12 protein-coding genes are annotated in these 13842 nt (G+C 70.8%); 10 read left to right on the plus strand and 2 right to left on the minus strand.

Annotation, left to right across the window (positions count from 1 at the left end):
* Nucleotides 1-358 precede the first annotated feature (358 nt).
* Both IE226_RS21395 and IE226_RS21400 read left to right on the plus strand, forming a co-directional pair.
* Entirely contained in the window at nt 359-1819 is a 1461-nt protein-coding gene (locus IE226_RS21395) for a PP2C family protein-serine/threonine phosphatase (RefSeq protein ID WP_190082914.1), read from the plus strand.
* 118 nt (nt 1820-1937) lie between these two features.
* Entirely contained in the window at nt 1938-3443 is a 1506-nt protein-coding gene (locus tag IE226_RS21400; protein WP_190082915.1) for an aminopeptidase P family protein, read from the plus strand.
* An 87-nt stretch (nt 3444-3530) separates the two neighbouring features.
* Here the strand turns inward: IE226_RS21400 and IE226_RS21405 are convergent, their stop codons facing one another.
* The gene (locus tag IE226_RS21405; RefSeq protein WP_190082916.1) at nt 3531-4058 is read right to left on the minus strand and encodes a carboxymuconolactone decarboxylase family protein; all 528 of its coding nucleotides are present in this window, start codon (nt 4056-4058) and stop codon (nt 3531-3533) included.
* Nucleotides 4059-4099: 41 nt separating this feature from the next.
* Here IE226_RS21405 and pdxR point away from each other — a divergent pair, with 41 nt between their 5' ends.
* Nucleotides 4100-5536 (plus strand): MocR-like pyridoxine biosynthesis transcription factor PdxR, encoded by a 1437-nt coding sequence (gene pdxR, locus IE226_RS21410; RefSeq protein WP_190082917.1) that lies wholly within the window; start codon nt 4100-4102, stop codon nt 5534-5536.
* 21 nt (nt 5537-5557) lie between these two features.
* On the opposite strand, the gene IE226_RS21415 is transcribed toward pdxR, so the two are convergent.
* Nucleotides 5558-6001, minus strand: a complete 444-nt coding sequence (locus tag IE226_RS21415; RefSeq protein ID WP_190082918.1) for an ATP-binding protein — start codon at nt 5999-6001, stop codon at nt 5558-5560.
* A 287-nt stretch (nt 6002-6288) separates the two neighbouring features.
* On the opposite strand from IE226_RS21415, the gene IE226_RS21420 reads away from it, so the two are divergent.
* The 7 genes from IE226_RS21420 to pheA all read left to right on the plus strand — a co-directional run bounded on the left by IE226_RS21420 (nt 6289) and on the right by pheA (nt 13681).
* Entirely contained in the window at nt 6289-7110 is an 822-nt protein-coding gene (locus IE226_RS21420; protein WP_190082919.1) for a hypothetical protein, read from the plus strand.
* 213 nt (nt 7111-7323) lie between these two features.
* On the plus strand, nt 7324-8058 hold the full coding sequence (locus IE226_RS21425) for a YcnI family copper-binding membrane protein (protein WP_190083103.1): 735 nt from the start codon (nt 7324-7326) through the stop codon (nt 8056-8058).
* A gap of 81 nt (nt 8059-8139) precedes the next feature.
* Nucleotides 8140-8790 (plus strand): SCO family protein, encoded by a 651-nt coding sequence (locus IE226_RS21430; protein WP_190082920.1) that lies wholly within the window; start codon nt 8140-8142, stop codon nt 8788-8790.
* A complete protein-coding gene (locus tag IE226_RS21435; protein WP_190082921.1) occupies nt 8787-9284 on the plus strand; it encodes a copper chaperone PCu(A)C in 498 nt (165 codons plus the stop codon). The genes IE226_RS21430 and IE226_RS21435 overlap by 4 nt, the downstream gene beginning before the upstream one ends.
* Nucleotides 9285-9298: 14 nt before the next feature.
* Nucleotides 9299-11416: a copper resistance CopC/CopD family protein gene (locus IE226_RS21440; RefSeq protein WP_190082922.1), complete on the plus strand. Its 2118-nt coding sequence runs from the start codon at nt 9299-9301 to the stop codon at nt 11414-11416.
* 11 nt (nt 11417-11427) lie between these two features.
* Nucleotides 11428-12660 (plus strand): iron uptake transporter deferrochelatase/peroxidase subunit, encoded by a 1233-nt coding sequence (gene efeB / locus IE226_RS21445; RefSeq protein WP_190082923.1) that lies wholly within the window; start codon nt 11428-11430, stop codon nt 12658-12660.
* Nucleotides 12661-12745: 85 nt separating this feature from the next.
* Nucleotides 12746-13681: a prephenate dehydratase gene (gene pheA / locus IE226_RS21450; protein ID WP_190082924.1), complete on the plus strand. Its 936-nt coding sequence runs from the start codon at nt 12746-12748 to the stop codon at nt 13679-13681.
* The last annotated feature ends 161 nt before the right edge of the window (nt 13682-13842 follow it).

Raw genomic sequence — 13842 nt, forward strand, 5'->3', positions numbered from 1 at the left:
GTACTTCTTCGCCGCCTCCCCCACGGGAGGATGGGGCACGGTCGTCGTGAGTTAAGACGCCCGGTTCCGTCACCAGGTTCCGGGCTGATCTCAACTGCCCCTGGTCATCACCGATTACGTACCCATCACGGCCGCTGTGACGCGCCTCCCGTACCTGCGGGCTTGGGAGTACCCCTTGTCGAACAATCCCAGTCGATCGCAATAGGCCGTCGCCTCCGGCGCTTTTGAGCCAAGTTACCAAGATCGCTCTTACGTCACAGAATTCCCACGGACACCAGGAATCCCAGCTGGACAATGCTGGACATCCCCTAACCAGTGCGTGTAGATGTGGAGAACATTGCTAGCGGCGCAGAATGACATGGGGGTTTGCGATGCTATTGAGCAATACGCACCGGCCGGAAAGCCGTCAGCCATGAACCCTCCTCATCTTCCGAAAGTGGCCGGAATCGATTCAACTGTTCCGCCACCAGCCCACACTGTCCCGCCGGCCCCGCAGGCCCAGAGCGCACCGACCCTGCTGATCCAGGACCGGCTCGCGGGTTGGATCTCCGATCTGACCACCCTCCAGGAGCTCACCGAGCGCCTGGCCCGCACCGTCACCCTCGACGAGGCCCTGCACGAACTGCTGCGCGCCGGAGCCGCCCTCGTGGGCGCACGACGTGGCCTGCTCGCCCTGGAACCCGCCGACCGGCTCGGCCCCGACACCACCATCGGCCTCGGCCTCACCCGCGCCGACCTCGGCCACATCGAGACCGTGCCGCGCGGCGCCACCGCCTTCGGGCGACTCCTCGACGCGCCGCCCGCGCCGCCCGCGCCGCCGGCCACACAGACCGAGCCAGACGAACTCGACGAGCTGGTCGAGGCCGATCTGCTCGCCGACAGCGGTCTCGACCCCCGCCACCGCGAGGTCGCCGTCCGCCTCGGGTACGCCGCGAGTTACGCACTGCCCCTGTCCACCGAGACCGCGGGCCGCATCGGCGCCGCCGTCTGGCTGTACGACGAACCCGCGGAGCCCGACGAGCGCCGGCGCCACCTCATCGGCCTCTACGCCCGGCAGGCCGCCGAGCACCTGGCGCGCCTTGTCGAACTGGAGCGCGCCCGCAGGACGGAGGCCACCCTCCGCGAGGAGCTGCTGCCCTCGCGCCTGCCGCGGGTCGCCGGGGTGCGGCTGGCCGCCCGGCACCGCACCTGCGCGCGCGGGGGCGGCGACTGGTTCGACGCGCTGCCGCTGCCCGAAGCCGCGCTCGGTCTCGCGGTCGGGTCCGTCACCGGGTCGGGGCCCAGCGCCGTCGCCGCGATGGGGCGCCTGCGGGCCTCCTTGCGGGCGTACGCCGTGATGGAGGGCGAGGACCCCGTCGCCGTACTGTCCGATCTGGAACTGCTCCTGAGGCTCACCGAGCCCGCGCGGTCGGCGACGGCCCTCTTCGCGTACTGCGAGCCGGCCCAGCGCAAGATCATCCTGGCCGGTGCCGGGCACACCCCGCCCCTGGTGATCGGCGAGCGGCGCACGGAGTTCGTGGAGACCTCGCTTTCGGCGCCCCTCGGGATGCTCGCCTGCTGGGAGGCGCCGAGCGTGGAGTTCAGGACGGAGCCCGGAGAAACGGTGCTGCTCTACACGGACGGCCTGCTCCACCGCACCGGAGACCCCATGGACCGGGCCTTCGCGCGGCTGCACGCGGCGGCGGCGAGTGTGCCGAAGTCAGTGCGCGACGACCCGGACGCGCTCACGGACCACATCCTGCGGACCGTGCTGCCGGACGGGCTCGACCAGCTCGCGAGCGACGAGGACGTGGTTCTGCTCGCGGCCCGTTTCGAGTGACCCCGGCTCTTCCCGGTGACCTCCGCAATACGGCATGTAATGGGCCTTCCGCCTCTGGGACCCCTTCCGTACGCCCGTACGATGGAGGGGGTTCAGTGTCGTACATAGGAGGCAGATCGTGTCGGAGGAGCTCATTCGGGAGAACCCGGAGACCCCGGAAGGCCTGGAGCCCGAGCCCGCGGAAGAGCCGATCAAGCAGCGCAAGAACGGCCTGTACCCGGGCGTGTCCGACGAGCTCGCCGAGAACATGAAGTCCGGATGGGCCGACACCGAGCTGCACGACCTGCGGCCGATCGCCCAGGCCGAGCACACCGCCGCCCGCCGTGCCGCGCTCTCCGCCCGCTTCCCGGGCGAGCGTCTGGTGATCCCCGCGGGCAATCTCAAGACCCGCTCGAACGACACCGAGTACGCCTTCCGCGCCTCCGTCGAGTACGCGTACCTCACCGGCGGCCGGCCCAATGAGAGCACTGACGGCGTCCTCGTCCTGGAGCCCGCGGACTTCGCCGACGGCACGAGCGGCCACGAGGCCACCATCTACCTGCTGCCGCGCTCCGACCGCGAGAACGGCGAGTTCTGGCTGGACGGCCAGGGCGAGCTGTGGGTCGGCCGCAGGCACTCCCTCACCGAGGCCGAGACGCTGTACGGCATCCCGGCGTCCGACGTGCGCGAGCTGCCCGCGCGGCTGCGCGAGGCGACCGGTTCCGTCCGGGTCGTCCGCGGCTACGACGCCGGCATCGAGGCCGCCCTGACCGACAAGGTCACCGCCGAGCGCGACGAGGAGCTGCGCGTCTTCCTCTCCGAGGCCCGCCTGGTCAAGGACGAGTTCGAGATCGGCGAGCTGCAGAAGGCGTGCGACTCGACGGCCCGCGGCTTCGAAGACGTCGTGCGCGTCCTGGACAAGGCCGAGGCGACCAGCGAGCGCTACATCGAGGGCACCTTCTTCCTGCGCGCCCGCGTCGACGGCAACGACATCGGCTACGGCTCGATCTGCGCCGCGGGACCGCACGCCACGACGCTGCACTGGGTGCGCAACGACGGCGCCGTGCGCTCCGGCGAGCTGCTGCTGCTCGACGCGGGTGTCGAGACGCACACGTACTACACCGCCGACGTGACGCGGACGCTGCCGATCAACGGCCGCTACAACGAACTGCAGCGGAAGATCTACGACGCCGTGTACGAGGCCCAGGAGGCCGGCATCGCGGCGGTGAAGCCCGGCGCCAAGTACCTCGACTTCCACGAGGCCGCGCAGCGCGTGCTCGCCGAGAAGCTCGTGGAGTGGGGGCTCGTCGAGGGCCCCGTCGAGCGTGTCCTGGAGCTCGGTCTCCAGCGCCGCTGGACCCTGCACGGCACCGGTCACATGCTCGGCATGGACGTCCACGACTGCGCGGCCGCGCGCCGTGAGACGTACGCCGACGGTGTCCTGGAGCCCGGCATGTGCCTGACCGTCGAGCCCGGTCTGTACTTCCAGGCGGACGACCTGACCGTGCCGGAGGAGTACCGCGGCATCGGCGTGCGGATCGAGGACGACATCCTCGTGACGGCCGACGGCAACAAGAACCTCTCCGCGGCGCTCCCGCGGCGGGCCGATGACGTCGAGGCGTGGATGGCCGAGCTCAAGGGCTGAGGGTCCTCTTCGTCCCGGGAACCGGGCCTCTTCTTTAAGAAGGGGCCCGGTTTCGCGTTTCCGGGGGCCCGGCGATCACGGCAAGGTCTAGCGCTCGTCTTCGCCCGCCACCTTGGCGGTGCTCAGGGCGATGCGGTTCCAGGTGTTGATGGTGAAGATCAGGGCCAGCACGTGGCCGAGCTCCGTCTCGTCGAACTGCGCCGCCGCACGGGCGTAGACGTCGTCCGGGACGCCGCCCCGGTGGACGAGCGTGACGGCCTCGGTCAGGTCGAGGGCCGCCTGCTCCTTCTCCGTGAAGAAGTTCCTCGCCTCGCGCCAGACGCCGATCATGTGCAGCCGCGCCTCGTCCTCGCCCGCCTTGCGCGCGTCGGAGGTGTGCATGTGCAGGCAGTAGGCGCAGCCGTTGAGCAGCGAGGCGCGGATCTGGATCAGTTCGACCAGGGCGGGGTCGAGTCCGTCGCGGGCTGCGGCGTCGAGCCCGATCACCGCCTTGAAGACCTTGGGGACGGCCTTGGCGAAGTTGAGCCGGGGGGTGTGGGTGTGGGTGTGGGTCTGGCTGCCAGCGGGGGCGTGCGGGGAGGTCTGTGTGGCGGTCTCGTTGTTCGTCATGACCATGAATCTACGGGCGGGATAGACCTTGGATAGGGTGCATTCCCATGCCGGAATCATGGGTCAATTTGGCCGAGCGCATCGGGAGTGACCTGCACCTGGAGCTCTCCGGGGCGGGTGGCCGCCGTGCCGTCCTCATCCGTGCGCTGCGCGACGCCGTGCGCGAGGGGCGGCTCGCTCCGGGGACGCGGCTTCCGCCCTACCGCTCCCTGGCCGCCGATCTGGGCATCGCCCGTAACACCGTCGCCGACGCGTACGCCGAGCTGGTCGCCGAGGGCTGGCTGACCGCGCGGCAGGGATCCGGCACCCGGGTGGCCGACCGGGCGGCGCCTCCCGCGCGCACCCGCCGCCCCAAACGGGCCCCCTCCCGGCCCGCGACGCCCGCCCCGCCCGCGTACGACCTGCGCCAGGGCCGGCCGGACGCCGCTTCCTTCCCGCGGACCGCGTGGCTCGCCGCGGCCCGGCGCGCCCTCAACTCCGCGCCGAACGAGGCCTTCGGGCCCGGTGACCCGCAGGGCCGCATCGAGCTGCGCCGGGCGCTCGCGGGCTATCTGGGGCGCGCCCGCGGGGTGCGCACCGACCCGGAGCGGATCGTGGTGTGCTCCGGGTTCGCGCACGCCCTGCGGCTGCTGTTCGGGGGCGGGGGAGGGGGGATTCTGCGGGGCCCGCTGGCCGTGGAGTCGTACGGCCTCGGCTTTCACCGGTCGATCCTCCGGACCGCGGGCGTACGGACGGTCCCGCTCGCCCTCGACGAAAAAGGCGCCCGCGTCGAGGAACTGACCGGCAGTCAGCGCGTCCGCGGCGTGCTGCTCACACCCGCACACCAGTTCCCGACCGGTGGTCCCTTGCACCCGTCCCGGCGAGCGGCGGTGATCGACTGGGCGCGTACCCGCGGCGGCCTCGTCCTGGAGGACGACTACGACGGCGAGTTCCGCTACGACCGGGAGCCCGTGGGCGCCGTGCAGGGCCTGGATCCCGAACGCGTCGTCTACATGGGCTCGGTGAGCAAGAGTCTCTCCCCCGGAGTGCGTCTGGGGTGGCTTGTTCTGCCCGAACACCTCATCGACGACGTGCTCGCGGCGAAGGGCGAACGGGAGGCGTGGGTCAGCGTCGTCGACCAGCTCACGCTCGCCGACCTCATCGAGACGGGCCATTACGACCGGCACATCCGGCGCATGCGTCAGCGCTACCGCAACCGCCGCGATCAACTCGTCGCCGCTCTCGCCGCGCACGCCCCGCACATCAGCCCCACCGGCGTCGCCGCCGGCCTGCACGCCGTTCTGCGGCTGCCTCCCGGCACCGAACAGTCCACGGCGAAGGCGGCCGCCTGGCAGGGCCTCGCGCTGGAAGGTCTCGCGGAATTCCGCCACCCGGAAGCCACGATGCCCGCGTCCGACGGCCTGGTCGTCGGCTACTCCACACCGCCGGAGCACGCCTACGGAGCGGCCCTCGAAGCCCTGTGCAGGGCGCTGCCACCGGGCTGAGGGAGAGGGCCGGGGGCCTTCTCAGGCCGTGACGAGCGGTGTGTCCTCACGCCATTTGAGGATCTTGTCGAAGCTGATCACCGCGCCGCCCCTGCCCCCCGGCTTGTTGCCGAAGTGCACATGATCGGCGAGCTCCTGGATGAGGTAGAGCCCCCGGCCGTGCTCGGCGGTGTCGGACGCGGGCACCGTGACGGGCACGAATCCGGGCCCGGAATCAGCCACTTCGATGCGGCACTTCTCGCCGTCCAGATACGCCGTCACCCGATAGGCACCGGCCGCGCCCTCGGGGACCGTCGCCCCGCCGTGCTCGACCGCGTTGGCACAGGCCTCGCTGAGGGCCACCGACAGGTCGTACGAGACGTCGGGATCCACCCCCGCGGTCTCCATCGTGCCCATCAGCAGCCGGCGGGCCAGCGGGACGCTCGCAGCTTCGCGCCGCAAATGGAGTGACCACCACATGCTCATGCTCCAGCCTCCTGGCCGCGGCTCGACATACCGATACGTATTGCCGCAAGCGGCCGTGTATAAGCGCGCACTTGACGTGATGCCGCCCATACGGCGGACGCGCGGACGGCTCGGAACGGTGTAGACACGTCCCTCAGAAGCAACTCATGGGTCGCTCAAAGGCACTCATTCGACGCCTTCGGCACTTATCGGCCCCCACCGGCACTCATCGGCACCCACCGGTATGCACGGGAGCTTGCGGACCTGCCGTATGCGGCGGGTAAGCCCAGTGCAATGATGTTCCGGCCATGACTGCCCCCCACCAGCGCGAGGCGCACGCCGGAGTCGATCTCCGACTCCTGAGAGCCGCGGTGTTCGCCGTGCTCTGCGTCGTGCTGTCCGCCGGGGGCCATGTGCTCGCTTCCTGCGCCGCCGTCCCGCTGTGGACGCTCGGCGTCGGATTCGCCGCCGTCCTCGCCGTCGCCGCGCCCCTCGCCGGGCGCGAGCGGTCACTGCCGGGCATCGCCGCCGCGCTCGCTGCCGGGCAGGTGGGCCTGCACGCCCTCTTCGGAGTCGGCCAGCACGGCACCACCGCGGTCGCGGGCTCCGACACCTCCGTGGTGGAACGGGCAGCGCGGCTGATGTGCGGGGTCGGCGCGGCCAACCTCAGCCCCGCGCAGGCCCACCGGATCCTGACCACGGCGGGCGTGGAACCGGGCGGCGGGGCCGCGGGCCACGCCATGCACCACAGCGCACCGGCCACGGCGGCGGACAACGCGATGGGCTCGATGTCGCTGCTCCCGTCGCTCCCGATGCTCCTGGGGCACGTACTCGCCGCCGTTGCCGCCGGATGGCTGCTGCGTCACGGCGACATCGCGCTCCTCAGGCTCGTGCGGCTCTCGGCCCATGGGGCGTACGGAATCGCCGAAGCGGCGCTCGTACGTTCCCTGCGCGGGGCACTCGCCCTCGTGGGGGCGCTGCGCGCCGGGCTCCCCGGAGCGCCCGAGATGGCTGCCCGCACGCCCCGTACGGCGTTCTCCGGACCGCCGCAGCCGCGCGCCAGGGCGTTGCAGCACACGGTGATCAGGCGGGGCCCGCCGGCCGCCGCCGCACTCGCACTCGCCGCCTGACGCGACGCACTCCTACCGCAGCACTACGGAGAGGTGCCTCACGCCGCGCGGCGTCCCACGCGCGCGTGCCGCTCGGTTCGTCGCCGCGCGCACTCTCCCCTGATCACCGCTGCCGGCCTGTTCGGCGCCGCTGATCATCACCGCTGAAAGTGGAGTGTTTCTGCCATGTCTGCTCTGTCTGCTCTGTCCGGGCTGTCCGCACTGTCCTCCTCCGTGAAGGCCTCCCGCGTCTCCGTCGTCGGTGGTGTCGCCGCCTCCGCCGTCCTGCTGCTCTCCGTCCCCGCCTTCGCGCACGTCAGCGTCTCCGCCGAGGGCGAGGCCGCCAAGGGCGGCTACGCCACGGTGAACTTCAAGGTGCCGAACGAGATGGACGACGCCTCGACCAACAAGCTCGAGATCTCCTTCCCCGAGGACCACCCGCTCGCCTCCGTCATGACGTCGCCCGTCCCCGGCTGGACCGCCAAGGTCACCAAGACGAAGCTCGACAAGCCCCTGGAGATGCACGGCGAGAAGATCGACGAGGCCGTCTCCAAGGTCACCTGGACCGCCGACGGCAAGGGCGTTCAGCCGGGCTCCTTCCAGAAGTTCCCGCTGTCCATCGGCGCGCTCCCCGAGGACGCCGACGAGCTGGTCTTCAAGGCCGTCCAGACGTACGACAACAAGGAAGTCGTCCGCTGGATCGAGCCGCAGCAGAAGGGCCAGGAGGAGCCGGAGCACCCAGCCCCGGCCCTCGCCCTCACCGCCGCGTCCGACGAGGGACACGACGCCGCCGCCTCGCACGACGACGACGCGAAGGAAGACGCGAAGTCGGACGACGAGAGCGAGTCCGCCGCCTCCGCCGACAGCAGCGACACCACCGCCCGCGTCCTCGGCGTCGTCGGCATCGTCGTCGGCGTCGCCGGTGTGGCGTTCGGCGTGCTCGCCGGTCGTCGGCGCGCCAACAGCTGAGCCACCCCTTCGGGCCGCACCGGCGGGCGTTTCACCCGCCCCCGGTGCGCCCGGGCCCCCTCACATCTGGGACATTTTCGTATGCGCAAGAAGAAGTTGCTCGCCGCCGCCATGCTGGCCGCGGCCACCCTCACCCTGTCCGCCTGCGGCGGCGGTGACGACGGCAAGAAGCCCGTCGCGGACGTCTCCGTGGAGTCCAACGGCGACAAGGCCGCGACCATTCTCGACAAGCCCTTCGAGAAGCCGGACCTCGTCCTCACGGACACGCACGGCAAGAAGTACGACCTGCGCGAGCGGACCAAGGGCAAGCCGACGCTCGTCTACTTCGGCTACACCAACTGCCCGGACGTCTGCCCCCTGACGATGAGCAACATCGCCGTCGCCAAGAAGGCGCTGCCCAAGGCCGAACAGGACAAGCTCCAGGTCGTCTTCGTCACCACCGATCCCGAGCGCGACACTCCCAAGGCCCTCGGCAAGTGGCTCAAGGCCCAGGACACCGACTTCATCGGCCTGACCGGTGACTTCGACACCATCCAGGGCAGCGCCCGCACCCTCGGCATCAGCATCGAGCCCTCCAAGAAGGAGAAGGGCAAGGTCGTCTCGATGCACGGCACGCAGGTCATCGCCTTCTCTCCGAAGACCGACGCCGGGTACGTCCTGTACGGCGAGGACACCACCGTGGACGACTACACCAAGGACCTCCCCAAGATCGTCAAGGGAGCGACTCCGTGAAGCGCCGCATCCTCGTCGGCGGCGCCCTGGCCGTGACCGCGGGGCTCGCCCTCGCGGGCTGCTCGGACGACTCGCCCGACAAAGCCGCCAAGGCCGACAAGGCCGCCGGCAAGCCCGAGCTCAAGGTCGCCGGCGCCTTCATGCCCGAGCCCGTCATGGACACCATGGCCTCAGGGTTCTTCACCGTCACGAACAAGGGCGGCGCCGACAAGCTCACCTCGGTCACCAGTGGGATCGCGAAGAAGGTCACGCTGCACAGCACCAAGGGCAACGCGATGAAGGAACAGAAGTCCTTCGACGTGCCCGCGAACGGCGAGCTCGACTTCGCGCGCGGCGCCAACCACCTCATGTTCGAGGACCTGAAACAGAAGCCGAAGCAGGGCGACAAGGTCGCCGTGACGCTGCACTTCGAGAAGTCGGACCCCATCGACGTCGAGATCCCGGTGAAGGCCGCCACGTACAACCCCAAGCCCGGCAAGCACACGTCGCACTGAGGGACTGATCGCTGATGCAGACCATCGCTCCCCGCAGTGGAGCTCGCTCCGGAGCCACCGGGGTTCGCTCCGGGGCCCCTGGAGTCCGCTCCGGGGCCGCCGCACGCCTCGGGATATCCCCCGGCGTCGGACGCCTCCTGCTCGTCGTCGCCGTCTTTCTCGGCGCGCTGCTCGGCACGGCGGCGCCCGCCTCCGCCCACGCGGCGCTGACGGGCAGCGACCCCAAGCAGGGAGCGGTGGTCGACAAGGCCCCCGCCACCGTCTCGCTGACCTTCTCCGAGAAGGTCGCCATGTCCGACGGCTCCGTACGGGTGCTCGACCCGGCCGGCAAGCGCGTCGACACCGGCAAGACCAGTGACCTCGGGTCCAACACGTACGGCGTGAAGCTGCACAAGGGGCTGCCCGACGGCACCTTCACCGTCGCCTATCAAGTCGTCTCCGCCGACAGCCACCCGATCTCCGGCGCCTTCACGTTCTCCGTGGGCGCGCCGTCCGACACCAAGGTCGCGCTGCCGGACCAGGAGGCCGGCGGCGGGTTCGTCGGCGGTCTCTACGGCTTCGCGCGCTATCTCTCGTACGCCGGCTTCATCCTCGTGGTCGGCGGGGCGGCCTTCGTGCTCGGCTGCTGGCCGCGGGGCGCCGGGGTGCGGCCCGTGCAGCGGCTCGTGGTGTCCGGCTGGGTCACGCTCACCGCGTCCACCCTCGTGCTGCTGCTTCTGCGCGCGCCCTACACCGGGTCGGGCAAGATCGCCGACGCCTTCGACATGGCCAAGCTGGGCGACGTGCTCCAGACGAAGACCGGCGCCGCGCTGGTCTCACGGCTGCTGCTGCTCGCCGCCGCCGCGCTCTTCATCGCGGTGCTCTTCGGTGCGTACGAGAAGCGGACCGACCCCAAGGAGCGCAAGGACCTCACCTTCGGGCTCGCGATCGGCGGCGGTGTCGTCGCCGCCGGGCTCGGCGCGACCTGGGCCATGGCCGAGCACGCGTCGACCGGTATCCAGGCCGGGCTCGCGATGCCCGTGGACATCGTGCACCTGCTTGCCGTCGCCGCCTGGCTCGGCGGGCTCTCGGCGCTCGTCGTCGCCCTCTACTTCGCGCCGTCGGTGGACGCAGCAGCGGTGCGGCGCTTCTCGCACGTGGCGTTCTGCAGCGTCGTCGCCCTGGCCGCGACGGGGCTCTACCAGTCGTGGCGGCAGGTCGGCTCGTGGTCGGCTCTGACCGGTACGTGGTACGGACAGCTGCTGCTCATCAAGGTCGGCCTGGTCGTCGTCCTCGTCGGTGTCGCGGGGGTCTCGCGGCGCTGGACGGCACGGATCGCGGAGCAGTCGGGCGACGTGGCGCCGGAGGCAGCTGCGGCGACCGTCGTCGAGAAGCGCGCGGAGAGGAGTTCCGCCGCCAAGCGCACGGAGAAGAAGCCGGTGACGGTGCCTGCCGGGGGGACCGGCGCGGACTCCAAGGGATCGAACGACTCCAAAGAGCCCAAGGGGCCCAAGGAGCCGAAGGAACCGAAGGGGTCGAAGGGGTCGAACGAGCCGAAGGACGCCAAGAACTCCAAGGACCCCGAGCGTTCCGCCCAGCTCGCCCGCCAGCAGGCCGCCATGAGCACGGCCCGCGAGAAGCGCATCCGCGACGCCGACCCCAACCGCTCCGGCCTGCGCCGCTCGGTGCTCGCGGAGGCGGGCATCGCCGTGGTCCTGCTCGCCGTCACGACGGTCCTCACCTCCACCGAGCCGGGGCGCACCGAGGAGGAGGCAGCCGCTTCGAAGACGGCCGCCGCCGCGCAGCGGTCCGGCCCGCTCACCCTCAAGTTCCCCTTCGACACGGGCGCCGACGACGGCAAGGGCACCCTCCAGCTCGACCTGGACCCCGGCCGCACGGGCAGCAACGACATGCACATCTTCGTGAAGCGGCCGAACGGCAGCGCCTTCGACATCCCCGAGGTGAAGGTCTCCTTCACCCTCGAGTCGAAGGATGTCGGCCCGCTGCCTGTCGCTCCCGACCACATCGCCACCGGACACTGGAGCTCCAGCGGGGTGCAGATTCCGATGGCAGGCAAGTGGAAGATCGCGGTGACCGTGCGCACCTCCGACATCGACCAAGTGACCGTGAACAAGAACGCGCAGATCGGCTGAACGGAACCACCATGGCGGACAACGGGATTTCGAGGCGGCGGCTGCTCGGCACCGCCGGCGCCACCGGTCTCGCGCTCGGCGCGGCGGGCGGTGCCGCCGGATATGCCGCGGCACCCTCGGAGACCCCCGAGCAGACGCCGTCGCTGGCGTCGCTTGGCGCGGACACGGTCATGTTTCACGGGAAACATCAGCCCGGCATCACCACGCCCCTCCAGTCCCGCGGCCATCTGGTGGCGTTCGACCTGACGGCGGGCGCGGGCCGCAAGGAGGCCGCCGCCCTGCTGCGACGCTGGTCGGCGACGGCCGAACGGCTGATGGCGGGCAAGGCCCCGGCGGGCGAGGACACGGACGTCGCCAGGGACGCGGGCCCCTCGTCGTTGAGCGTCACCTTCGGCTTCGGGCACAGCTTCTTCGGGCGCACCGGCCTGGAGAAGCAGCGGCCTTCGGCGCTCGATCCGCTGCCGGACTTCTCCTCCGACCACCTCGACAAGGCGCGCAGCGACGGCGACCTGTGGGTGCAGATCGGCGCGAACGACCCGCTCGTCGCCTTCCACGCGCTGCGCGCGATCCAGAAGGAGGCGGGTGACGCGGCCCGGGTGCGCTGGCAGATGAACGGCTTCAACCGTTCGCCCGGCGCGACCGCGCGGCCGATGACGACGCGCAATCTCATGGGTCAGATCGACGGCTCGAACAACCCGAAGCCGTCGGACGACGACTTCGAACGGCGGATCTTCGTGCCCGCGAGCGGCGACCCGCAGTGGATGGCCGGCGGCTCGTACGTCGTCGTACGCCGCATCCGGATGCTCCTCGACGACTGGGAGAAGCTCGGCGTCAAGGACCAGGAGGCCGTCATCGGGCGCCACAAGTCGGACGGCTCACCGCTGACCGGCGGTACGGAGACCACCGAGCCGAAGCTGGACAAGGCGGGCGCGGACGGCGAGTACGTCATCGCACTCAACGCCCACGCCCGCATCACCCGACCCGACCAGAACGGCGGCTCCGCGATGCTGCGCCGCCCGTACTCGTACCACGACGGCTTCGACAAGAACGGGGAGCCGGACGCGGGCCTGCTCTTCGTCTGCTGGCAGGCCGACCCGCTGCGCGGCTTCGTGCCGGTGCAGCGCAAGCTCGACCGGGGCGACGCGCTCTCGAAGTTCATCCGCCACGAGGCGAGCGGCCTGTTCGCGGTGCCCGGCGGGGCGGCGAAGGGCGAGTACGTGGGGCAGCGGCTGCTGGAGGGGTAAGGCCGGGTTTCGTACGTGTGCGGGGGCGGGCGTCGCTTCGTGAGACGCGTGAGCCGTGCCACGGGCAGGCCATTAGGGTGACGGTATGTCGGCGATGCGCTACACCTATCTCGGACCCGAGGGCACCTTCACCGAAGCGGCCCTCCGCACGCTCCCGGAAGCGGCCACCAGGGAGCTCGTCCCGATGGTGTCCGTGCCGGCCGCGCTCGACGCGGTCCGCACGGGTGACGCGGCGGCGGCGCTCGTGCCGATCGAGAACTCCGTCGAGGGCGGCGTCACGACCACCGTCGACGAGCTCGCCAAGGGCGCACCCTTGATGATCTACCGCGAGGTCGTCCTGCCGATCGCCTTTGCCCTGCTCGTACGGCCGGGTACGCAGATCAAGGACATCAAGACGGTGACCGGCCACCCCGTGGCCCAGCCGCAGGTCCGCAACTGGCTCGCCGCGAACCTCCCCGACGCCCTGTGGGAATCGGCGGCCTCGAACGCGGACGGCGCCCGTCTGGTGCAGGAGGGGCGCTTCGACGCGGCCTTCGCGGGCGAGTTCGCGGCGGCGACGTACGGCCTCGAACCGCTGGTCCGCGAGATCCACGACGCGGCGACCGCCGAGACCCGCTTCGTCCTGGTCGGCCGCCCGGCCCGGCCCGCCGCGCCGACCGGTGCGGACAAGACCTCGGTGGTCATCTGGCTCGGCGACGACCACCCCGGCGCCCTGCTCGAACTGCTCCAGGAGTTCGCCGTACGCGGGGTCAACCTGATGCGGATCGAATCGCGGCCCACCGGCAAGCGCATCGGCAACTACTGCTTCTCCGTGGACGCGGAGGGCCACATCACCGACCGCCGTGTGGGCGAGGCGCTGATGGGGCTCAAGCGGATCTGCCCGCAGGTGCGCTTCCTCGGGTCGTATCCCCGGGCGGGGGTGGCGCCCGCCGACGTGCGGCCGCTGCGGCCCGGTACGACCGACGGCGAGTTCCTGGCCGCGTCGGACTGGCTGACCCAGTGCCAGGACGGCCGGTTCTGAGCGTCGTCGACTGCCTTGGCCGCGACGTGGCCGTCGGTGTTACCCGCGACGTCGTCAGTGGTCTTGCCTGTGCCGTCGTCAGCGGTCTTACCTGTGCTGTCGTAAGCGGTCTTACCTGCTGATTTACGTTGTCCACAAAGTTATCCACAGGCCCTGTTCTC

It is taken from the genome of Streptomyces longisporoflavus, from assembly GCF_014649775.1.
GTDB classification, from domain to species: domain Bacteria; phylum Actinomycetota; class Actinomycetes; order Streptomycetales; family Streptomycetaceae; genus Streptomyces; species Streptomyces longisporoflavus.